Source organism: Streptomyces umbrinus, assembly GCF_030817415.1.
GTDB classification, from domain to species: domain Bacteria; phylum Actinomycetota; class Actinomycetes; order Streptomycetales; family Streptomycetaceae; genus Streptomyces; species Streptomyces umbrinus_A.
This window is the reverse complement of record NZ_JAUSZI010000002.1, coordinates 101,433-123,013: the sequence shown is the minus strand read 5'-3', so window position 1 is coordinate 123,013 and position 21,581 is coordinate 101,433. Positions and strand designations below refer to the sequence as shown.

Here is a 21,581-nt window from a genome sequence, read left to right as displayed (position 1 = left end):
CACACCATCAACCAGCGTTCTCCCAGCTCAGGGCTTCCCTGGAGGAGAGCCACACCCATGTCCGATGCCGGGCACTGCAGACCGTACCGGTGCGCCTCGACCAGCGCCTGTTCGGATCCCTCACTCTGCTGTGTACCCGCACGGGGCACCTCTCCGACGACGACCTGCACCTCGCACAGGCGCTGGCGGACTCTGCCGCGCTGGCTTTCATGCACTGGTCCTTGGAACCGGCACGCAGCGACGACCTCGTCACCCGCGTGCACAATGCCATCGCGGCCAAGGCCACCTTTGACATCGCCAAGGGCATGGTCGCCGCGTACGCAGGCGTGGCCATCAGTGAGGCGACTCACCTGCTGACCGACTACGCGACCTGGAACCTGGTCCGACTCGGTGACACGGTGCAGGCGCTGGTGAGCCGCACGATGGAACCGGCTGTCATCCTCGTCCCCCGGACCCGCGGTTGATTGTGGTCCCTCCGGGATCCGCATCGGGTCATTGCCCGGTCCGTACATTGATGTTGATGCCGTGGCCAGCCGTCAGCCGACGATGCTCCACGACGTGGCGCCGTTCGCCGCCATGAGGACAGCGAGGATCGCGATGTCCGCAATGCCGAGCCACAGTCCGAGCAGGGCCCGGAAGCGGCGGGGTGTGTCCCGGCGCAGGGCGAGGGTGGCCAGGGCGATGGCGATCGGGCCGAGGACGAAATTGAGGACGAGCAGTCCGACGAGTCCGAGGACGAAGGAGGCGACAGCCATGCCTTCGGTGTCCCGCCTGCCGGTCTCCCGCCGCGGAGGTGCTGTCAGCCGCATGACGTCACGCCTTTCCAGTCCGGTCGCGCCTACGGCGCTCGCGCACGGCGAACATCGCCAGCCACAGGGCGATGACCACGCCGGACACCAGGGTCAGGGGCCAGGGGAGGTAGGCGGCCGACCCGATGACGACGGCCAGGATGAGGAAGGCCACGACAAGGAAGAGCATGCCTACCTCCGTTCGCGAGGGGACACGGACACTGCTGAAGATGGACTTTGCATGAGCATGCAGACACGGGTTTCCCTCGGCGCCGACGTCACACTCCTTCCCCGGTGAAGGTTGGAAACCGGGGAGCGAGACATCGACGCAGGACATGTCGTCATCGCAGCGCGGTGGCCGGCGTTCGCACAGCGGAGCGGCAGGCCCACGTACGACCAGTTGTACGCGCAGGTCAAGAGCTGCAACATCAAGGGCCGCTCCTCCATGAAGAAGGCGGAACTGAAGCAGACACTCGGGAAGTGAAAGGGAGCGCCGGGGCCATCGTCGCGTCGCCAGGTATGCGACGCAGCGCCACTTCTCTCCTGAGCCGCCCGCAGACGCTCAGTTCAGCTGCGAGCACCTGTTTGAACGGAGACGGCAGGGGCACTCAGGGCGTGGCTGAGCGGCCGTGAGGGAGGGCCGCGGACCCGGTGTGACCGGGTCCGCAGTCCTCCTGCAGCCGAGAGGTACTGGCCTGGCCGTCGTTGAGCCGCAGCTCGGCGGGCCGCCCCGGCCAGCACGGCGTCTCGGCCATCTGTCTCCCCAGCCGAGGTGCGGCAGTTGGAGCCCTCCGGCGTATGAGGACACGGTGCTCGCCGTCGTCCACGACTACTCGTTCCCCCGCTGCCCTGACATCCCGCAGTGCATCGACCCCTCCGAAGAAGGCGTCCAGACCTGGCGGGTCGACATCGTCACGGGCGACACCACCGTTGGCAGCCTGCGGGTCACGCGGGGCCTGTACTGGAAGGCCGCCAACCTGCGCGAGCGGATGGCCGACGAGCAGTCCTTCCTCGCCCTGGTAGCGGAGCAACTACTCGATGAGGACGGCAAGTTCCGCCCGGAGTTCGAGGACTTCGTCGACATGGCCTCCAGCGTCCTGGTCGTCGACGACCTGGACGTCGCCGCACCCTGGAACGACCCCTGGATCATCGCCGGCCGGGCCGCCAGCGTCATCGACCGGCTGACCGACAACCAGTTCGCCGTGCTCTTTCCCCATGCCGCCTCCCACAGCACCGGCGTCGCCGTCCTCGCGGAAGCCGCCACCCTGCTCAGTGCCGAACCATTCTCCGATGACCTGCTGATTATCGACACCGCACTCGCTGCCCCTGAGGAAGCCGCCCACCGTGTGCGGGAACGGCTGCGCGACCGTGCCCGCTACGGAGGGTCCGATCCGTGGAACGAGGACTGGGACGAGGACGCTGAAGGCGACGAAGGCGAAGAAGTCCTCACGGCGCGCACGAGGGCCGTCCTGCGCCTGGCTCTGCAGGACCTGTCGGACCAGGCATGGGAAGAGGCCGCGGCACTCGGCGACGAACCGCTGCCGCGCGGCGCCGGCGGTCTGTTCGGCTCGCTGCCGCCGGTGACGCTGCGCCAGGACGGCACCTGGCGTCGGAACATGGCCAGGTCCTTCGACGACCTGGTCTCGGATCTCTCGTCTGATGCAGACGTCGAGCCGCACTGCACCGCCGAGGAGATGGCGCTCCACCTGGGCATCGCCCGAGCCGGGGACCTGACGCGCAACCGGCCACGCCGCGTACAGGAGACCGTAGGGGAGCTACCCGAGCACCGCCGCGACTTCGACTGGCATGCCTGCTCTGACCTCCTGTTCCAGGCCACGACGTCCTGATGCTCTTCGATAACTCCCTCGACGGCATCGAAGACAGCGACAGCCAGGTCAACCAGGCACTCGGCATGGTCAACCTCGCAGCTCAGGACTGGTTCGACCCCTTCGACCCCGAGCAGGCCCGTGACCCCAACCGCGGCATTCGTCAACCGTGACGGCAATCTGCTCAGACGGGTTCCAGGAGGTCGACAACAGAGAGCCCGGTTTCGCCGTTGACGAGTTGGAGAGCGACTTCAGCACGGGCCGCGAGTCCGAGCGGGTCGAGGTCTTCGGCGTACGCGGCGTGCACGATGCGGTCCAGGCCCGCCCCGACCAGCGGGGCGGCGGTGCGCAGTGAGGCTTCCAACGCCACGCCCTGGGTGGCTCCGCCGTGCAGGATGATGTTCCGCGTGCGGTACAGCCGCCGCAGGGCGATCCGGAACGCGCGGGCAACGTCGCCCAGGAACGGACGCGGGTCCTTCACCAGGTCGGCCATGCTCTTGCCGGAGTCGCATTGGCCAGGCCACTGCGGGCATGGGCCATTCGGATGACCCTGTCTGGGTGGGCCTTCCCAGCGCCCCCGGCTGAACGGATCATGACGTTATGGCCACGAAGGCTTCCAGCCTGCCCCCGTCGAGTCCGCACCCGAGCGGTGCACTTACAGGCAGCGGCGCGCTCCAGACCGTGCAGGACCTGACGGCGAACCCCACCGTGCAGCAGCTGCTGAGCGGCATCGCAGGCGGCGTCTCGGGCGCTGTCGCTACCAAGGTGCTGAACCGTCCGTCGCGCAGCGACGGATCGGCCGGTGCTTCCGGCAGCAATCAGCAGGGCCCCAGCCCACAGGAGTGACGACGGCTGGCCACGCCGCATGAACGCGTGAGCAATGCGGTGAGGGGCTGGGACTCCCGCACCGCACGAAATCCTTAGCTGGCAGCCGGAGCCGTTCGAGGGGTTCGTCAACGTCAGCAGTGTGCGCGTGCGGCGACAGCGCCGGCTCGCACCATTGTCACGCACCCGGAGCACCCGGAGGCCTGCTCCGTGGGACCCGCTCCACGCCACACGCCAGCGAGCCGCAGAAGTTGCCCGCTCCCCAGTGTGATTAATGTGGCGTGCCATGGGCATACGGGCTCTGCCCGTCTTCCAGCAGGACGGGTGCGCCTTGTCCTGGCAGCGCACATGGTCCGGGCGAGTGGGTATGCGAGCGATCTGGATATGCGAGAGAGGGATGAGACGACCGGCGGCCCGATCGGGGAGCGCTTGGCCGCCTGGCGCGTGCACCGGAGAATGTCCCGGGAGGACCTTGCGTCCCGAGCCGGCCTGGAGCTCGGCTACATCGTAGGCCTGGAGATGGGCACCGATTGGATGGACCGCCGCGGTCGGCTCGCCACGTTGGCCGGAGCACTGCGGTTGGACGTCGCGGATCTGACCGGGCAGCCCTATCCGCCGCGTGGAGCTGAGCACGTGGCCGTACGAGCGGTCGCGTTTCACCTGCGCCGTCGCGTTCTGCGATGGGATCTGGGGACATCACCCGGCCCCCGGCTGGACGAACTCGAGGAGCGGGTCCGGGACGCCGCAGCGGCCGACGCATCAGGAGACGAGTACCGTCTCGCTCTCGCACTGCCCGAGTTGATCGACGCGGCAGACCTCGCAGTCTCCACGGCGGCACCACGCGAGCACGAGGAGGCGAACCGGCTACGGGTGCAAGCACATGTGCTGGGCGCCGGGCTGCTGCGGCGGCTGGGGTACAAGGACTTGGCCTGGATGCTGCTCCACCGTGCCCGGCCCGGCGTCCAAGAGCCTCTCCAGGTGCTGGTCGAGGAGGTACATCTTCTGATCGACCTCGGCCTGCCCGAGTACGCACTGTCCCGAGCCGGGCGCGCCCAAGAGGCCGGAGCGGGGCAAGAGTTGGTCCCTCTGACCGCTCAGGCCCAGGCCATGGCAGGTCGCCGCCGCCACGCCGAACGGCTCCTGGACACGGCCGCCGCGCAGGCCGCGAATGCACGGGACGTGGCCGTGGTGAACGCCGCCCGTGCCGCTGTCGCCGTCGAATGCGGCGATCCCGAAGAAGCCGGTGCCCACGTCCGCGCGGTGGACCAGGACCTGCTCGACGACGCCCCTCGGTCCAGCTTGCTGGTAGTCGCCGCAGCCGCCGCGGCCCGGCAGGACCATGCCGGGCAGGCCGCGACGCGGCTTCTCGAGGCCGACGCCGCGGCACCTTCTCGGCTGCGGCTCGACCCGCTGGCCAGGGACCTGGTCGCCGCGCTCGCCGTACAAACTGCCGGCACCTCCCAGGCCGCTGCGGTGGGAAATCTGGCCGAGTCCGCCGGTCTGCGGTGACGGCACCGAGCCACAGCAAATACGCGTGACCAGCGGCCAGTTGTCCGAATCGCAAAGCCGTCATGGGCCCGTGGCTCTACGCTTTTCCAGTGCCCGGAAATACCCAGCCAGACGGCAGCGCCATCACCCAAGGGAGACCGTGGACGTCCCGACGTTGATCCTTTTGGGGGCGGCCGGCGGTCTGCTGCGTGGGGCCGTGGATCTGTACACCCGATTCGTGTCCTGGCAGGCCGCCCGCCGCGACGCGCGGCGAGCGGCCACCCAAGCCCCGCTGCTCCAGGAGTACTTCGACCCCTCCACCGATATCGTCGCGGCGTTCGTGCACACCGTGATGGGTGCCGGGGCCGCAGTGCTCTTCGGCACCACGGGACAGATCAGTGGTGAGTACGCCGCTCTTGTCGTGGGAATGTCGGCGCCCATGCTGCTCACCCAGCTCAGCCGCGTGCAGTCGGTGAACGAGGCGGTGACGGGCGACCGGCAGCCAGTCGGTGCGGCGGAGGGCACCGGCGAGAGCGGGGGGCCTTCACCCGTCAGTGCCGCAGGCGTAGCTGCAGCTGACTCTGGTATCGCAGAAGCCCCCGGGGGCTCAGCCGCGGTGGCACCGCACGCCTCCCCACCCCGAACAGACTCCTGGCCCGCGCCCTCCCCAGGCCAGGCCCAGCCCTCCGCTCTCGCCGACGGCCCGCCCTCCCGCGAGCGGCCAGCGCATTCGCCCGGGCTGCCCCCCGCAGCCACGCGCACGCCGGAGCCAACACCCGGTGAGACTCCAGCGGATCGGACGCGGCTTCCAGAACCCACACGTCCCGGGGACGCTTCCTTCCCCGGGGGCGACGGAACGGGACCTGGCCTTGATAGCCGAGGCACGCCACGATGGCGGCAGGGGCCGGCGCTTGGGGAGGAGGGGCTGTGAACAGTGTCCCGCAGCACCTGCTGAGCGAGGACCGCCAAGAGTACGAGCGGATTCTCGATCAGGCGCTGCGCTCCGCACCACACCGTCCGGAATTCGCCACTACCGGCCAGAGGCTCAACCCCGAGCAGTTGCGGACCATGGCGCTGAACGCCACCGCTCTCATCACGGTGGCCGCGGCGGTCGAGTACCAGCACTATGTGAAGGTCCGCGAGGAACTGCGCCACATGGCGCCGTCCACTCCTTCGGTCCGCAAACGGCCCATAGGCACCACGGGCCTCTCGACGTCCACTCCTGCCCCGTATGCCGTCTCTCCTTCCGGCATGCGCCCGGCAGGTCTGGCCCGTCGGCTCGGTGCGTCCGTCCTGGGCATCGGGCGACCAGGAAGCCGCCGGATCAGTGACGGAGTCTCTGCGCAGCGGTGGGCCGGGATGCCCTATGGCCGCCGGCTGCTGGCAGCTGTGCTCGGCCTGCGCGTACGGCCAGAGACACCGACTCCGGTGGAGACAGAAGCGTCGCGCACACCCATCCCCGAAGTGGCCGGGCCTAGAGGATTCGTCATGGTTGCCGCTCCCGCTGCTGTTCTGACGGGAGCCGTCACCGCAATCTTCTTCCTTGTCAGCCTCCTCCTCAAGATGTTCAGCGCCGAGTCCGCAGCCGCCCGGACCATGATCGCCACCGGGTGGTGGCTCGGAGCCGTGACCGCCGGCGGGATCATCGTCTATGCCGTTGCCAGACTGTTTGCCCCACAGCGGCTCCACGCCGAGCTCTCAACGAAGGCCGCTCTGCCTCGCCGCGGCGAGCCCACCAGGGAGGGTATGGACCGCTATTTGGGCAAGGTAGAGCAAGTGGCCCAGGCCAAAGAAGCCTGGCGGAACGCCTTGCTGGAACGCGGCATCCTGCCTTTCCTACAGGAAGCCCAGGGCGGGCCCCGCACCGCGCTGAAGCGCCACACGGCACCGCCGGCGCCGACGCATCGCATGCCAACGCTCACCGACGAGCGCATGAGCCCCGAGTACACCAGCCCGGACGTCGGAGGATCCGGCCAGCCGGAGTGACACGCCGACACAGCGCCACGCCCTGCTTCTGCCGTCTCTGTGAGACAGCCGGTATGAAACTCGCGCCTCCCACGAGAGGCTCCGGCGCCGGAATTGAGCATCAGCCACAGGTCATGTGAACAGCCTCGTTGTCCAGACCGGGCGCGGCGTCGACCGTCTTGAGGGAATGACCCCTGTGGGCGGGAGGCCCGCTCTAGGCTACGGCTGAGGCACGGAGTTGGGCGGGGCCATGGACGAACAGCAGGCTCGGAAGATCGGAGCGCGCCTTCGATCGGCCCGCCGGCAGCGAGGGATGAGCCTGCGGAAGCTCGCGGAACTGGCTGACGTGTCTGTCGGGTACCTGTCGATGGTGGAGAACGGTCTTCGTCACTTAGACCGCTCCAGCCTGATCACAGCCTTTACCGAAGCCCTCCACATCGCTCCGTCCGAGCTGACCGGCCAGCCCTTCGCCCCGGTGGACCCGAACGCGAGCGCGGCCCACGAAGCGATTCCGGCTCTGCGCCTGGCGCTAATGGGAATCACCATGGCCACCCCGCCGGACCGCCGGCCCCCCAAGGCACCGGCGGCCGTACTGGCCGACCATGTGGCGAGGGCCAACCGGCTGTACCACGCTGCCGAATACGGCACCCTTGCCGCTGGCCTGCCCACCCTGCTCGCCAGCCTGCACGCAGCCGTTGAGGCCGCCGACGGACCGGCTCGGCACGAGTTGCTGAAACTGCTGGCGGACGCGTACCACCCGGCCTGCACTCTGCTGCTGAAGAACTTGGGCTACACCGACCTGGCGTTCATCGCCGTCACCCGTGCTGCTGAGGCGATCGCGGAGCTGGACGACCCCGTCTACTCCGCTCTCAGCGGCTTCTTCCACACCCACGTGCTGATGTCGGCCGGCAGCCCCACGCAGGCCCTCGCCCAAGCCACGGCCGCCGCCAACGCCCTGGAAGCACACTTGACCAGCCCGGACGCGCACGCGCTGCTCGGCGAACTCCACCTGATCTCCGCCACCTCCCTCACCCAGGACCGGCACCGGCCCGGGAACACCCGCGCCGAGGAGATCCGAGGCCACCTCGTCGAGGTCGCCGACCTCGCCGGTCGCACGGGCGAGACACGTGCCCACCACCTGAACTTCGGCCCCACCAACGTCGGTATCCACCAGGTGAGCCTGAACACCGACCTCGGCTTGCACGGTGCGGCTGTCACTGCCGGCCACAACGTGCACCCGGAGGTCCTGGAGGAGGCCCCCGGCCGACAGGCCGCCTTCCACGCAGACCTGGGCCGGTCGCTGGCTCGCATGGGCGGCCGGGAAGCCGACGCGGTCGCCTCCCTGCTGACCGCCGAGGAGATCGCCCCCCAGCGCATCCACGCCAGCGCTCCGGTGAGGAGCACCGTCGAATACCTCAGCGACCGGCAGCTGCCCGCTCACGTCGCACGGGATCTGCGCGGGCTGGCCCATCGCGTTGGCCTGCCGCTCTGACCGGCGGCACTTCTCGACTGGACGCGCAGAACCCTACGCACCCGCACACCTGATCCGTATACGGCGGGGGCGCTCGGACGTACCCGGACGCCCGGCCCCGGCGGGAGTCCTGACCAGGCCGAATGGCCCTGCTTGAGTTCCGGGGGCATGGGTTCACCGTCGTGAACACCCCAGCGCGCCAAGGCCCTTACCTTCAGTTACGGGCCGGGCGGGTCCCGCCCTGAGAAGGTGAGGCGCGCGATGCCCCGTACTCCGGTGCGTCATGACTTCCCGGTGATCTCCACGCCCGGGCACGTCCCGGTGGCCCGTCACGAGACGGCCAAGATCCTTATCGGCTGGGGCATGTCCGACGAGGTCGTGGACACCTCCTGTCTGATCATCACCGAACTGGTCACGAACGTCGTACGGCACGCCGCCGTTGTGTCGCCCACTGCCACCGTCACCCTCGCCGTCGAGGATGAGGGCGGTCTGGTGCTGGCTGTCGCGGATGCCCACCCGTTCAAACCGAAGCCCCTGCTCGCCGCGCACGGCTTCGGAGGGCGCGGCCTGCACCTGGTCGACGCTCTGGTACGCGAGGCCGATGGCAAGGCCGAAGTCGTCCCGGACGCCGCCACCGGAGGAAAGCAGATCATCATCCACCTGCCTCTGGCCCTCGACTGATCACCGTGCTGCACCGGCAACATCCGCTGCCGGTTCGACAACTCCCACCACTCGAAAGGGACATCCAGATGCTCACGTCGGTCCGCCACCTCGACCAGTTGGCCCGCGAATGGAACATCAACCCCGAGGACGTACTGCTGATCGCGCTGAACGCGTCCGGCGCCCGGTCTCCGCTCGACAAGCCCCGCATGCACTTCCAGTTGCGACTGGACTCCCGCCCCGACACCCCGCTGTACCTGATCCTCTCGCTCGGCCGCCACGACTCCCCGTTCGAGCTCGACGAGCACGAACTGCGGCTGGGCGGGGAGAAAGTCGGCGAGGTCGACGGCTGCGAATGCGTCATCGCCGCGGTCTGCGGCCCGGCAAGATCGGCCGTCACCTGCTCGAACAGGCCGCGCGAGACGGCGAACGCGTCCTCGGCCGCGGCCAACGCACCGCCGGCCGTCACGGCCGCGCTCACCGGGCACCCGCGGCGGCCAGCGTGAACAGCCCCGGCTCGGTCTCGAGCAGGACACCACGCTCGGCCAGGCGCTTGAGTTTCGAACGCATCGTCTCCACCCGCGAGGCCGTCGCCTCTTCCCTCAGCGCGGCGCACACCTCCTTGCACCGCAACGGGCCGGCCGTCCCGGCGAACACCGCGGCGATCCGCCGGTAGGCCGGCGAGGTCACCGTGGCGTCCCCGCCCGCCTCGGCAGCCACCAGCAGCGCCGCGGCCCGGGCCAGCCCGGCCACCGGAACCGGCTCGACCCCCGGCGGAAGCGCCCCGGACGGAGCAGCCAGCACCTCCTCCACCGTCTGCCGGGTGATCACCAGCCGGGACACCTCCGACTCGGCCGCCTCCAACTAGTTCGAGTGAATCGGCCGACTATTCCGTTCGGTGCTGGTGGTGAGTCCTTTACGGTCTCCGCATGGATCCGGTGACTGCAGGGGGAGGTCCTGCGGGTGGGCGTCGGTTGAAAGGCGCACCTGATGGTGGGGGTGGGGAAGTCGCCGGACGTGCTCACGGTCCGGGCGGGCCGCTGCCCTTGGACCAGGGTTGGGGGCTGGGGCGCGGTTGGTGTGGCATGTCTTGCTGGAACGGTGTTGGCTGTCACCGGGTTGTGGGCGGCCGCGGGTCCGGCGGGGGCGCGGATGATGGCTTTCGGGCCGTCCGTCGGCTGCTGGGCGTTGATGGTCTCCATGATGCTCCGTGCATGGGGGGCGAGCGGACGTGTGCGGACGCGTCTGCTGCTGTTCGCGGGTTCTGCCGCAGCCGGGGGTGTGTACCGGGCCGCGGTTAACGTGCTGTCGGCTCACCCTCCGGCGTGGGGACTGGATGCGCGACCGTTGGTCGGTTCGGTGGTGGTCACCGGAGTGACGATGGCGGTCGGCCTGGGGATGGCCGGTCTGGGGCTCGCGGCCGATGCCGGTACCGGTCGTCACATGTGGCTGCGGCGCGTGCTTGACGGGGTCGTCACAGCCGGGTCCGTGTTCATGACGGTATGGGTACTGCTGCGGGGGGCCGGTGACGGCTGGCGGCTGGAGACCGGAATGGTCGGCGTCCTTTGGACCGCGGAGGTTGTGTTCCTGAGTTTTCTGTTCGCCCTGTGCCGTCTCGTACGGGGCAAGCAGCGGGCCACTGTGTGGGTAGCGGTCGTCGGGCTGTCCCTCACGCTGATCGGCGACACCCTGCGACTGTGGACGGTCGGCCCGCTTACCCCCGAGGTGATGTCTTCCCAGCTGGCCGACGCCTGCTGTACCGCGGGACTGCTGGTGCTCGCTGCCGGCCCTTGGGTGCCCGGCGGGGCGAGCGTCCTGGGCGCCGGTCGGCCGGCGCTGCGATTGGGGATAGAGGGCGCCGCGGCGTTCATTCCCCTGACCGTCTGCACGGTCACGGCGCTGGAATATGTGTTGGCTCCTCTTGCCCGCGACCCGGTACCACTGTTGGTCGGCGGGACGGTACTGCTGGGCCTTTGGGTACGCCAGATGTTCCTGCCGAGCGAGAACACCGGAAAGGATGACTGAGTTCTCGTGCGGCTGTGATCACTGTCATGGAGCTGCTTCCGGCGGCATCCGCCTACACACACGCAAAGACCCCGCACTTAGAACTCCTAACAAAAAGCTGCAACTTACCTTGGAATGTTGGTGTCTGATGGGTTGTTAGCCTGCGCATGAGAAGGGGTGAACAGCCGCCGTGGATCGTGACGGATGAGCTGTGGGCGCGGATCGAGCCGTTGCTGCCGGTTGTACCGCGTCGCCCACATCACCCGGGGCGCAAGCGTCTGGACGACAGGAAGGTGCTGTCGGGCATCCTGTTCGTGCTGTACACCGGTATTCCGTGGGAGTTCTTGCCCCAGGAGCTGGGCTTCGGCTCCGGCATGACCTGCTGGCGACGTCTGCGTGACTGGAACGACGCGGGAGTCTGGCAGCGTCTGCACGAGTCGCTCCTGGCCGAGCTGAATGCCGCCGGCGCGCTGGACTGGTCGAGGGCGGTGATCGACGGCTCGCACGTCAGGGCGCTCAAAGGCGGCCCAAAACAGGACCGAGCCCGGTCGACCGTGCCCGAACAGGCTCCAAGCACCATCTGATCATCGAAGGGCACGGCATCCCGCTGGCGGTCTCGCTGACCGGCGGAAACCGCAACGACGTCACCCAGCTCATCCCCCTGATCCAGGCCGTCCCGCCGGTACGCGGCCGGCGCGGGCGGCCCCGACAACGACCGGTCACGCTCTACGCCGACCGCGGCTACGACCACGACAAGTACCGCAAACAGGTGCGGGCCCTGGGGATCACCCCGGTCATCGCGCGGCGCGGCGTCGAGCACGGTTCCGGACTGGGCGTGCACCGCTGGGTGGTCGAGCAGAGCTTTGCACTGCTGCACTGGTTCCGCCGACTGCGCATCCGCTGGGAGATCCGCGACGACATCCACGAAGCTTTCCTCAGCCTGGCCTGCGGCATCATCTGCTGGCGCCGACTGGTCAACCTCTCACTTTGTTAGGAGTTCTTAGAGGTGATCTCATTTGGGTGCGTATCTTCCGAGGGAGCAAGTGATGCGCTCTGACCTGGGCAATCAGTGATCGACCTTAAGGTGCTCCGACCAGCCGCGCTTCCATCTGCGCAGGCTGATCGGGGGTCGCACGGATCTTCCGCGCTCAACGTCGCTGAACCCGCCCCGACGGCACGTCATTCGATCACGACTCTGGTCGGGTCGTTCATAAAGCCGCTGGTCAGAGTGTCGCAAGCCGCCCAGGGAAGATACGCACCCAAACCGGTTGGAGCGAAACCCCGGCGATCGCGGCCGCCGTGGCTGGACTGCACTGGCTACACGCAGGATGCCCGGACACGTGTGTCACGAGGGATTTAGCTGCGACGACCCGACGTGTTTGTGTTTGCCGTCAGGAACTGGACAGAGCTGGCACCGGAGGCGATGGGTTCGACGACGTCACAGATGAACCTGTGCCACTTGGCGTAGTGGTTCGCGGTCTGCCTGGAGCCACGTTGACGGACACCATATCGTTGTCACAAACGAGCGGGGCGGTGGTTCAGCGACCGGGTCATCTCACGATTGGCCGCACGAGCCGCCTCGAGCTCTTCGGTGCGTTCGTCGAGTTCGCCCTGCATATTCGATACCTGCTGTTCCAGCGTGGTGATTCGCCGCTGGAGCTGGTCAACATCGGCCGACGCTCCGAGCCCGGAATCTGCCCAGACCTTCGCCCCTATCGACTGAGACAGTCGCTTTTCCAGTTGACGCACACGGGCGGCCAGGCGGTTGTTGCGTTCCAGGGCGTTGGCCAGATCGGTCTGCAGCGAGGCACGGCTGACTGCTGTCATCGCCTCGTCCCCGGCTGGGGCGGTGGCAGCGGCGTGGACGCGTGCGAGCAGGTCACGGTGGCGGTAGAGGAAGGTACGGTCAACCCGGGCGGCGCGAGCGAGACCGGAGACGGTGATGTCTCCACCCGTCCGCAGTGCCGTGTCGAGGGCCTTGAGGACCCTTTCGCGGCGGCGGGCGGAGTCCGCACGTCTGCCTTCGGTCAATCGGCTGGTCACACGGAGGGCCTCTCGGGACGGGGGTTGAGCACTGGCGCAGCGACGCGGGGCATGCCGAGGGTGACGACCTGGCGGCTGCGGCGGACCACTGCGACGGCTTGCTGGATCTGCGTCTGGTCCTCATCGGTGAGGTCGTCAAGGTCGGTGCGGACGCGCCGGATAAGCCGCCGTACACGAGTGATTTCCTCATCGGACGGCGTTGCCTCGTCCCTGGCCCAGGTGTCGGCGCTGAAAGCGGCGAGCCGTTCCCGACTGCGCAGCAGATCGGTGAGATAGGCCTCCAGATCGGGAAGGTAGGACACGTCGGTGCGGAAGTGCCCGCAGCCCACACAGCGGAAGCGGACGGGGCAGTCGTGACCGCCGGCCGCAACGTTCGAGGGCTCGGTGCACACCCCGTACGGCACCGCGACCTCCCCGACCGCGCGGCGGGCATGCTCGGAGTCCAGCAGGGCCTTCGCCCTCCGCCAGATCCGATTGCCGTGCCGGTCGAACTGCATCGCGGTGACCCTCTCGACGGCCTCCCGGCGGCGCTGCTCGCCGACCCGGTAATAGCGTTGAGTGGTGGTCAACTGCCGGTGGTCCATGAGCTGGCGCAGCACGTCGACCGGTACGCCGGCGTCCGCGTGCCGCTGGGCGTAGGTGTGCCGGTAGGCGTAGGGGAAGATCTTCTCCTTGTCGAAGCAGAACTGTTTGGCCACGGGTTTCCCCTCCTCATGAACTGGCATCGTTAGCGCCACGTCCGGCAGCGCTGCGACCCAGTCACGATGCTGGGTGAGCACATCGGAGATCGCCTTGGTCCCCTCGGGGTTGGACACGACGGACGGCAGCAGAACAAGCCGGCCGGGCGCCGTGGCGGGGAAGCGGGCGCGGACCCGTTCCTGCTGCGCGATGATCAGCGCTGCGGTGGCTTCAGGGATGGGCAGGCGACGGCGCAGGCGCAATTCCTTGTGGTTGTCGTAGAGCAGGACGGGCTTGCCATCGGTGTCCCGGGTCAGGCAGTCGTAGGGCAGGTGGCAGATCTCGAAGGGACGCCGCCCGGTGTCGATGAGCAGCTCGACGGCGACGCGTACCTCGCGGCTGGACCTCTCCTCCAGGAGGTAGAGGTGGGCGCAGAGCTGACGCATCACCTCATCGGGCAGGTCCTTGCCGGCTTCGGAGTCCTCGGGCTCGTCGGGGATGTCCTGGGTGAGCAGCATGAAGTCGGCGGGCAGGCCGTGCAGGGGCTGCCCGGGCCGGGTCAGGCCCATGCTCCGCATCAGACTGAGCCACTTCCTCACCGCCCGGGCGATAGAGATCCACGTGTAGGTGCTGATCCCCCCTGCTCGGCGAGGAAGGCCAGACGGTTGCTGAAGTTGACGATGTCCTGGCGTTCCAGGAGCGCGGGGTGGGTGCCGCGGTCGTCGCGTTGCAGGTGCAGGCTGTCGGAGAGTTTGACGAAGGCGTTGATGTGGGTCTGCATCTGTCCGCGAGCCTGAACGCCGCGACGCCGGGGCAACTCGTCGCACACGGCGGCTTTGACGGCTTCGCGCAGCCAGGGCTGACGTACCCCAGTGAAATTGAGGCTTCCGGACCGGCCGAACGCCGCCGCATCCCACACATCCTTGTGTCGCTCGCTCTCGGGCGTCATGCCGAGCCGGCGTGACGCGGTAGTGAGCGCGTTGAGAAGCGCCTGACGGCGTCGGCACAGCGATGCCGGGTCGAGCTCGTCCAGGGTCGATACCTGCCGGGTACGGGCAAGTTCGCACACCGGGCGCAGATGCCACGGCGGCGTCTTGGTACCGCCCCGGATGCGTTCCTGCAGGCCATAGATCACCTCGGCGACCACCAGCGGCGCCAGACCGCGCAGATTGACGTCGACGAACTTGCTCACCGCCCGCATCGCGCGCCGGAAGGCCTCGTCACCGGGGAATGTCCCTTCCTTGATCATGCGGGTGCGGCGCTGTGTGTGCTGCAGGCAGTAGGCAGAGACCTTCCCTGACCGCTGCCGGTCACAAGCCGCAACCTCGCATGTCCCAAACGACGGCAGAGGGTACACTGCCGGGTGACGCAAGAATTCTGGAAGGTCGAGATTCATCTTGACCCGCTGGTACTGGTGGGCGCTGCACAGCTGCCGCGTCCGTGTCACCCATGGCCGGGAACAGCCGCCAACGGCACAGTCCTCCACCCCGTTGCGTCGACGGACAGGCCGTGGCGCTGCGACGAACACCTCAAAGGCCCCGTCTGCGCTTTTCCACCGTTTCTCGCAGTTGCGGCACAGCCCGCTCGTGGAGTACGCGACGCAACCGCACTCCACCACCCGGCACAGCGGCATCCCGAGGAGCGGATGTCCGATGGGGAAGGTCAGGACGCTGCGATCAGGCGACCAGCCCAGCAGGTCCAAGAACTCGGGATCGACGGCAGCCATGAGCTCTTCCGCCCGGCCCACGAACACGCGCGCAGATGCCGCATGGATGCTCACGATTCGGCCTCCGCGCTCATCATGCGCGGAGAGGGCACCCGCTCGATCGCCTCGCGCAGCCGTCCCGCCGCGGGGTGCAGATAGGGCCGAGGCGAGCCAGGATGGCTCTGCCCCAGCAACGCCTGCACCTCGTCCAGAACCCCGCCGGCGTCGGCGACGTTACTGGCAAAGGCATGGCGCAGCATGCGCGCAACGACCCTGCGCCCCAGGCCAGCCCGGCGTACGAGCGCGGCAATCAGCTCGCCGATCGCATCCGTAGTCACCGGCGACCCCAGCGGCGCGCGGAAGAGATTCACCAGCAGGAAGTCGCTGCCCCCGGCGCCGACCATGCGGTGACGCTCAGCGGCGTACTGGTCCATCGCCTGGACGACCAGGAAGTCGACCGGCAGCACCCACTTCTTCCGCGACTTCGACCAAGCACCGTTCTCATTCGCCCGCCGGATGATGTGCAGATGCGGACCTTCCACGTCGCACCCCAGGGCCCGGGAGTCCATCAGGAGGTGACAGTCGCTGCGGCGTAGCCCCGCCACTTGCCCGGGACGCAGCCCGACACGCGCCAGCAACAGCACGATGAGCCGGTCGCGTGCGTTATGGCACGCCCGAAACAGCGCCACCGCTTCTTCATCACTGGCGCGGTCCACGTCCGACTCCGGCTCCTGCAGCCGGTGGCGCGCCTTCAGGCGCGAAACCATCCCAGGCGCCTCACCGAGCGCCTCGGTGGGCAAGTCCCGAGTGCTGACCACCTCGTAGAGCAGGCTGAGCACCCAGCGCTCCACCTCGCCTGTAGTGACAGCATGCGACAGCAATCCCCGCACGCCCGTCAGAACACCGTTGATGCGGCGCTCTCCACGGACCGGCGCGCTGCCCGGCCCTGCCGACACCGGTTCGTGCGGATTCCCTGGGGCGTACTTGAGCCAGACCATGAACAGGCCCACCTCGCTCGCGGCTTCGCGCCAGTCCCGGCCCGTCCGCTCACACCATCGCAGATACAGAACGACGGCACCCGCATAAGACTTCGTCGTCAGCTCAGCACGATGCTGGCCGAACCGAACGTGCCTCAGCCACTGATCAGCAGCGGGAAACACCCCCAACTCCGCATCCAGCACCGTCCAGTACCGGGCGCCCGACGGCAAACACACCGGAAAACTCCGCACAGCTCACGTCCTCAACTCCATAGCCACCTGCAACGGCACACCACAGAGCCACACCCCCGGAGATTCACCGTCCAGCGCCTAACGAGGCACCTTCCGGCAACGTCACACCACACCCACGGAGCCCCAAGAGAAGCTTGAAGTACGGGATTGCTCCGGTGAGGTTCAGAGCAGCCGAGTCCGGCTCGATCATCTGCACGCGGGGCGTGATGTCCTCCAGCAAGCGGCGCAGCCGCTCGGGGAGTTCGGCGTCAGGGTCGGCCGGGACCTGGAAGCGAAGGTGAAGGATATGGCGGCCGCTCATCGTGTCACCCTGCGCTTCCCTGAGAGCGGTGGCCGAGCCGTCGCAGGTCCGCCGAGCGGGTGCCGGCGGGCTGGAGGTCGGCGTACGGGTGGAGGCGGGCGCCGGCGGTTCCGTCGGCGAGGGTGCGCTGCGGAGCGTCCGGCTGGACCGGAGTGGGGGAGGGGGTGGTGCGGCCGAGGAGGTCGAGGGCGGCTTGGGGGCCGTGATCGCGGCGCGCTGCGGCTACTTCGTCCAGATCCCAGGCCATCTCGCCGACCACGGTGCGGCGCGGGCCGCGGGCTGTAACGGTGCCGCGTACCAGCAGCAGGCCGGAGTGGAACACGGTGTGCGCGCACGCGTCGTGGGAGTCCTCGAAGAACGCGATGTCGACCAGGCCGGAGCCGTCCTCAAGGGTGGTGAAGATGATCCTCTTGCCGGACGGGATCGGCGGGGTCTGGGTGGAGGCACGCACTCCGGCGACGAGGATCTTCTGTCCGGGGATCATGCCGCGCAGGTGGGCGGCATCGGTCGCGCCGAGCTCGCGCAGCAGCCGGTGGTGGTGCTCCATCAGGTGGTGCGTGACGTCGATGGACAGCGTCTCCAGCTCCGCGGAGAGCTTGTCCCGGCTGGTCATCTCCGGCAGGCCGCTCGGGGTGGCGGTCACCAGCTCGCCGCCGAGCGGCAGTTGTCCGTCGGTGGCGGAGCGGGCACGGGAGTGCCGGTGCAACTCGGTGGCCTGGAGCATCAGGTCCCGCCGCGTGAGATCTCCCGCGAGCGGGCCGAGCGCCCCGATGCGGATCAGGCGCTGCGCGAGGGGCAGGGAAGGCCGGGCCCGCTGCCATAGGTCCTGCAGGCCGGCATACGGCTGTCCGACGGCGAGACGCGCGGCCTCGGCGTCGCTGATGCCCTTGACGGTGGAGAAGGCGAGCCGCACGCCCCAGCCCTGATCGGTCTGTTCGACACTGTGCTGGGTGTGGGAGTGGTTGACGTCGACGGGCAGGATCGGCACGCCGTGGCGGCGGGCGTCAGCCACAAGAACGCGCCGCGGCCACATCCCCGGGTCGTGCTCAAGAAGTCCGGCGTACAGGAATGCCGGGTACCGGGCCTTGAGGACCGCGGACTGCAGGGCGGGCACGGCGAAGGCAACGGCGTGTGCCCTACAGAAGCCGTACGCACCGAACGAGGCGACGGTCTCCCACACCTCGTCCAGCACGTTCTTGCTGTAGCCGCGCTCGCAGGCCGTACGGCGGAACCACGCCTCCACCTTGGGCAGGCGGTCGGGGTCGGCGAGGGCGCGGCGGGCAACGTCGCCCGCCGCGCGATCGCAGCCCGTCAGCTTCGACAGGATCGCGATGATCTGCTCGTGCCAGATCACTACGCCGTACGTATCGGACAGGATCGGTTCCAGGTCCGGGTGCGCGTACTGCGGTGCGGCGCCGTGCCGGGCCGCGATGAAGATCGCAGGCATGCCCCCGCTGACCGGGCCGGGCCGGAAAAGCGAGATGTCGGCGATGACGTCCTGCATGTGTCGCGGCTGCAGCCGCCCCAAAAGATCTTGCTGACCAGGCGACTCCAATTGGAACAAACCCACCGAATCGGACGCCTGGATGAGTTCGAAGGCCAGTCGGTCGTTCAGGTCGACGTGATCGGGGTTGTCGAGGTCGAGGACCCGGCCGGTTGTACGACGGATCTCCGCGACCGCGTGCGCCATCGCACTCTGCATGCGGACGCCCAAGACGTCCAGCTTCAGCAGGCCGTAGCCTCCGAGTTCGATGTCGTCCTTGTCGGCCTGCACCATCGCGTACCCGGCGGGAGTCGGCTGCACCGGCAGTCTGTCCAGGAGGGACGCATCGGACAGGATCACCCCGCAGGGGTGCATGGCGTAGCCGCGCGGCAGCGCGTCCAAGCCTTCGGCGAGCTCCCATAGCGGCCCGAACTTCTCTGCCTGGGCGGCGAGTTGCCGCAACTCCGGGAGTTCGGCCAGGGCGCCGCGGATGTCCCGGGCACGAATGTGCGGAAAGCTCTTGGCGATCTCGCCGACGACCTGGGGCGGAATCCCGAGGGCAAGTCCACTGTCCCTGAGGGCGTGCCGCGCCCGGTAGGTCTCGGGCATGCCGGTGACCGCCGTTCGCTCCCGTCCGAACCGCTTGATGATCGCGTCGTACACCTCCAGACGACGCTCGGACTCCACGTCCAGGTCGATGTCCGGCAGTGACGTGCGGCGCTCACTGAGGAACCGTTCTTTACCGACTGTCGAAACGAACAGATCGGCTCTGGCCTGCGCCGATGCGTCGCGTGGGTGTCCGCGACGCATCGGGCTGCTTGGAAACAGGGCGTTGAGGGATGCGGGACGTCATCGGAGTCTGCGCGGTCGGGCATGACCGTGAACGTGCAGATGGTTTCTCACCCGCCTCGCGTACCCGTGATCAGCTCGCCGCTCGCCGAAGCCGACCTGATCATGGCCATCGACGGGTATCCCACCCTCGGCCACCTCACTCCAGAAGCCCTCCAGTGTGTCATGTGAGACGCCACAACACGTTCGGCTTGAGGAACCGGGGCGCACTCACGCCGACTCGCCACTCCATCGGTGTCAACAGTGGTAGTAACGATGGTGTCAGCAACGATGTCACCAGTGTTGACATGACTTTGGGTGAGTGGTCATGATGACGGCGGTGTCGTTGGACCCCCTCTCTGGCACTCCACGAAGGACAGCCATGACAGCAATCCAAGAAGAGCTGTGCCGCAGACCCGCCTCGGACGGACGCACGGTGAAGGCGCTCGCGGATCACAGGAACGGTGACCGATGAGCGGCACTGAACTGCCCAGGACGTCGACAGCGCCCGCGTCTGGCTCCCATAGCTACTCAACGCGCTGCTGACCAACGGCAGCGGCACCCCGCCGTGAGTTCCCCAACGAGTCCTCCAACAAGAAAGGCATCGGTCGCCATGGATGCGGACGTCATCGTCGTCGGAGCGGGCCTCGCGGGCCTGGTCGCCGCGCACGAGCTCACCAGCCGGGGCCGCAGGGTCGCGCTGGTCGACCAGGAGAACGCCGCCAACCTCGGCGGTCAGGCGTTCTGGTCCTTCGGCGGACTCTTCCTCGTCGACTCCCCGGAGCAGCGGCGCCTGGGCATCAAGGACTCCTTCGACCTGGCCTGGAACGACTGGCAGGGCAGCGCGCAGTTCGACCGGGTCGACGACGAGGACTCCTGGGCGGTGCGCTGGGCGCGCGCGTACGTGGAGTTCGCGGCGGGGGAAAAGCGGTTCTGGCTGGACGGGCACGGCATCAAGCTGCTGCCGACGGTGGGCTGGGCCGAGCGGGGTGACCTGCGGGCGGACGGGCACGGCAACTCCGTGCCCCGCTTCCATGTCCCCTGGGGCACCGGCACCGGCGTCGTGGAGCCGTTCGTCGACCATGCCAAGCAGGCCGCCCGCGATGGGCTGCTCACCTTCTACCACCGCCACCAGGTCGACCAGCTGGTGATCGAGGAAGGCTCCGCGCGCGGGGTGCGCGGCACGGTGCTCGCCGAAGACCGCTCGCCCCGGGGCGTCTCCTCCAACCGCGACCGCATCGGCGACTTCGAACTCACCGCCCAAGCCGTCATCGTCACCACCGGCGGCATCGGCGCCAACCACGACATGGTCCGCCGCTACTGGCCCGAGCGCCTCGGCACCCCGCCCACGAACATGGTCACCGGCGTACCCGCATACGTCGACGGCCGCATGCTCGACATCAGCGCCGAGGCGGGCGTCCGCCTGGTCAACCGCGACCGCATGTGGCACTACACCGAGGGCATCCAGAACTGGGACCCGATCTGGCCCGGCCACGCCATACGCATCCTGCCCGGCCCGTCCTCCCTCTGGTTCGACGCCCTCGGCCGCCGCCTGCCCGACCCCTGCCTGCCGGGCTACGACACGCTCAGCACCCTCAAGTGCCTACGCACCACCGGGGACGTCGCCGGGTACGACCACTCCTGGTTCATCCTCACCCAGAAGATCATCGAGAAGGAGTTCGCGCTGTCGGGCTCCGAGCAGAATCCCGACATCACGGCCAAGGACAAGGGTGCCGTCCTGCGCGACCGTCTGCTGGGCAAGGGTGCCCCCGGCCCGGTGGATGCGTTCCTGCGCAAGGGCGCCGACTTCGTGACCGCGCCCACCCTGGAGCAACTCGTCACCAGGATGAACGAGTTGACGGACAAGCCGCTGCTCGACGCGGAGGAGCTGCGCCGCCAGATCGAGGCCCGCGACATGCAGATCGCCAACCCCTACAGCAAGGACTCCCAGATCCAGGGCATCCGCAACGCCCGCCGCTACATCGGCGACCGCCTCGGCCGCGTCGCGACCCCGCACCGCATCCTCGACCCTGCGGCCGGCCCGCTCATCGGCGTCAAGCTCCACGTTCTCACCCGCAAGACCCTCGGCGGCATCCAGACCGACCTCGACTCCCGTGCCCTGGGCGTCGACGGCACCCCGATCGACGGTCTCTACGCGGCGGGCGAGGTCGCCGGCTTCGGAGGCGGAGGCGTTCACGGCTACAACGCCCTGGAGGGCACTTTCCTCGGCGGCTGCCTCTTCTCCGGGCGAGCGGCGGGACGGGCGGCGGCGAAGCAGGCCGCCTGA

Annotated in this window: 21 protein-coding genes and 3 pseudogenes; 14 read left to right on the top strand and 10 right to left on the bottom strand. The window is 68.5% G+C overall.

All coding sequences use genetic code 11. The features are described 5' to 3' along the window. Positions 1–14: 14 nt before the first annotated feature. Positions 15–464: pseudogene (locus QF035_RS01130) on the top strand (GAF domain-containing protein); the annotation flags it as partial. Positions 465–536: 72 nt separating this feature from the next. Here QF035_RS01130 and QF035_RS01125 read toward each other — a convergent pair. Together QF035_RS01125 and QF035_RS01120 are read right to left on the bottom strand one after the other, a co-directional pair. Beyond that, positions 537–809 carry a DUF4190 domain-containing protein gene (locus QF035_RS01125; protein ID WP_307517525.1) on the bottom strand — a complete coding sequence of 91 codons (273 nt, stop codon included), beginning with the start codon at positions 807–809 and terminating at the stop codon, positions 537–539. Positions 810–813: 4 nt separating this feature from the next. Continuing rightward, on the bottom strand, positions 814–978 hold the full coding sequence (locus QF035_RS01120; RefSeq protein WP_307517524.1) for a hypothetical protein: 165 nt from the start codon (positions 976–978) through the stop codon (positions 814–816). 111 nt (positions 979–1,089) lie between these two features. Between QF035_RS01120 and QF035_RS01115 the strand changes: the two genes are divergently transcribed. The 3 genes from QF035_RS01115 to QF035_RS01105 all read left to right on the top strand — a co-directional run bounded on the left by QF035_RS01115 (position 1,090) and on the right by QF035_RS01105 (position 2,787). Next, positions 1,090–1,272: a hypothetical protein gene (locus QF035_RS01115; RefSeq protein WP_373466592.1), complete on the top strand. Its 183-nt coding sequence runs from the start codon at positions 1,090–1,092 to the stop codon at positions 1,270–1,272. Between the two features lie 325 nt (positions 1,273–1,597). Continuing rightward, positions 1,598–2,635: a hypothetical protein gene (locus tag QF035_RS01110; RefSeq protein WP_307517523.1), complete on the top strand. Its 1,038-nt coding sequence runs from the start codon at positions 1,598–1,600 to the stop codon at positions 2,633–2,635. Further along, entirely contained in the window at positions 2,635–2,787 is a 153-nt protein-coding gene (locus QF035_RS01105; protein ID WP_307517522.1) for a hypothetical protein, read from the top strand. Before QF035_RS01110 ends, QF035_RS01105 begins: the two co-directional genes overlap by 1 nt. Positions 2,788–2,798: 11 nt before the next feature. Here the strand turns inward: QF035_RS01105 and QF035_RS01100 are convergent, their stop codons facing one another. Beyond that, positions 2,799–3,107 carry a hypothetical protein gene (locus QF035_RS01100; protein ID WP_307517520.1) on the bottom strand — a complete coding sequence of 103 codons (309 nt, stop codon included), beginning with the start codon at positions 3,105–3,107 and terminating at the stop codon, positions 2,799–2,801. 107 nt (positions 3,108–3,214) lie between these two features. On the opposite strand from QF035_RS01100, the gene QF035_RS01095 reads away from it, so the two are divergent. From QF035_RS01095 to QF035_RS01070, 6 genes are all read left to right on the top strand, one after another. Then, positions 3,215–3,460, top strand: a complete 246-nt coding sequence (locus QF035_RS01095) for a hypothetical protein (protein ID WP_307517518.1) — start codon at positions 3,215–3,217, stop codon at positions 3,458–3,460. A 363-nt stretch (positions 3,461–3,823) separates the two neighbouring features. Next, positions 3,824–4,948 (top strand): helix-turn-helix domain-containing protein, encoded by a 1,125-nt coding sequence (locus QF035_RS01090; RefSeq protein ID WP_307517516.1) that lies wholly within the window; start codon positions 3,824–3,826, stop codon positions 4,946–4,948. A gap of 906 nt (positions 4,949–5,854) precedes the next feature. After that, on the top strand, positions 5,855–6,913 hold the full coding sequence (locus tag QF035_RS01085; RefSeq protein ID WP_307517514.1) for a hypothetical protein: 1,059 nt from the start codon (positions 5,855–5,857) through the stop codon (positions 6,911–6,913). Positions 6,914–7,142: 229 nt separating this feature from the next. Continuing rightward, on the top strand, positions 7,143–8,384 hold the full coding sequence (locus QF035_RS01080; protein ID WP_307517512.1) for a helix-turn-helix domain-containing protein: 1,242 nt from the start codon (positions 7,143–7,145) through the stop codon (positions 8,382–8,384). Positions 8,385–8,624: 240 nt separating this feature from the next. Then, positions 8,625–9,044 carry an ATP-binding protein gene (locus tag QF035_RS01075; protein ID WP_307517511.1) on the top strand — a complete coding sequence of 140 codons (420 nt, stop codon included), beginning with the start codon at positions 8,625–8,627 and terminating at the stop codon, positions 9,042–9,044. 68 nt (positions 9,045–9,112) lie between these two features. Next, positions 9,113–9,529 carry a hypothetical protein gene (locus QF035_RS01070; protein ID WP_307517509.1) on the top strand — a complete coding sequence of 139 codons (417 nt, stop codon included), beginning with the start codon at positions 9,113–9,115 and terminating at the stop codon, positions 9,527–9,529. Here the strand turns inward: QF035_RS01070 and QF035_RS01065 are convergent. Next, positions 9,501–9,854 carry a hypothetical protein gene (locus QF035_RS01065; RefSeq protein WP_307517508.1) on the bottom strand — a complete coding sequence of 118 codons (354 nt, stop codon included), beginning with the start codon at positions 9,852–9,854 and terminating at the stop codon, positions 9,501–9,503. The genes QF035_RS01070 and QF035_RS01065 overlap by 29 nt on opposite strands. A 549-nt stretch (positions 9,855–10,403) precedes the next feature. Between QF035_RS01065 and QF035_RS01060 the strand changes: the two genes are divergently transcribed. Further along, on the top strand, positions 10,404–11,048 hold the full coding sequence (locus QF035_RS01060; RefSeq protein WP_307517507.1) for a hypothetical protein: 645 nt from the start codon (positions 10,404–10,406) through the stop codon (positions 11,046–11,048). 146 nt (positions 11,049–11,194) lie between these two features. After that, positions 11,195–12,021, top strand: a pseudogene (locus tag QF035_RS01055) (IS5 family transposase). 521 nt (positions 12,022–12,542) lie between these two features. Here QF035_RS01055 and QF035_RS01050 read toward each other — a convergent pair. The 6 genes and pseudogenes from QF035_RS01050 to QF035_RS01025 form a co-directional block, all read right to left on the bottom strand. Beyond that, positions 12,543–13,070 (bottom strand): DUF6262 family protein, encoded by a 528-nt coding sequence (locus QF035_RS01050; protein ID WP_307517506.1) that lies wholly within the window; start codon positions 13,068–13,070, stop codon positions 12,543–12,545. Further along, complete coding sequence (locus tag QF035_RS01045; protein ID WP_307517504.1) at positions 13,067–14,317, bottom strand: site-specific integrase; 1,251 nt, start codon at positions 14,315–14,317, stop codon at positions 13,067–13,069. The genes QF035_RS01050 and QF035_RS01045 overlap by 4 nt, the downstream gene beginning before the upstream one ends. Positions 14,318–14,343: 26 nt before the next feature. Beyond that, positions 14,344–15,528 carry a hypothetical protein gene (locus QF035_RS01040; RefSeq protein ID WP_307517502.1) on the bottom strand — a complete coding sequence of 395 codons (1,185 nt, stop codon included), beginning with the start codon at positions 15,526–15,528 and terminating at the stop codon, positions 14,344–14,346. Further along, on the bottom strand, positions 15,525–16,682 hold the full coding sequence (locus tag QF035_RS01035) for a tyrosine-type recombinase/integrase (RefSeq protein WP_307517501.1): 1,158 nt from the start codon (positions 16,680–16,682) through the stop codon (positions 15,525–15,527). The genes QF035_RS01040 and QF035_RS01035 overlap by 4 nt, the downstream gene beginning before the upstream one ends. Positions 16,683–16,746: 64 nt before the next feature. Next, complete coding sequence (locus QF035_RS01030; RefSeq protein ID WP_307517499.1) at positions 16,747–16,983, bottom strand: hypothetical protein; 237 nt, start codon at positions 16,981–16,983, stop codon at positions 16,747–16,749. A gap of 4 nt (positions 16,984–16,987) precedes the next feature. Beyond that, a pseudogene (locus QF035_RS01025) lies at positions 16,988–19,204 on the bottom strand (helix-hairpin-helix domain-containing protein); the annotation flags it as partial. A 135-nt stretch (positions 19,205–19,339) separates the two neighbouring features. Here QF035_RS01025 and QF035_RS01020 point away from each other — a divergent pair. Next, a complete protein-coding gene (locus tag QF035_RS01020) occupies positions 19,340–19,486 on the top strand; it encodes a hypothetical protein (protein WP_306943964.1) in 147 nt (48 codons plus the stop codon). Between the two features lie 421 nt (positions 19,487–19,907). Continuing rightward, on the top strand, positions 19,908–21,581 hold the full coding sequence (locus QF035_RS01015; RefSeq protein ID WP_307517498.1) for an FAD-binding dehydrogenase: 1,674 nt from the start codon (positions 19,908–19,910) through the stop codon (positions 21,579–21,581).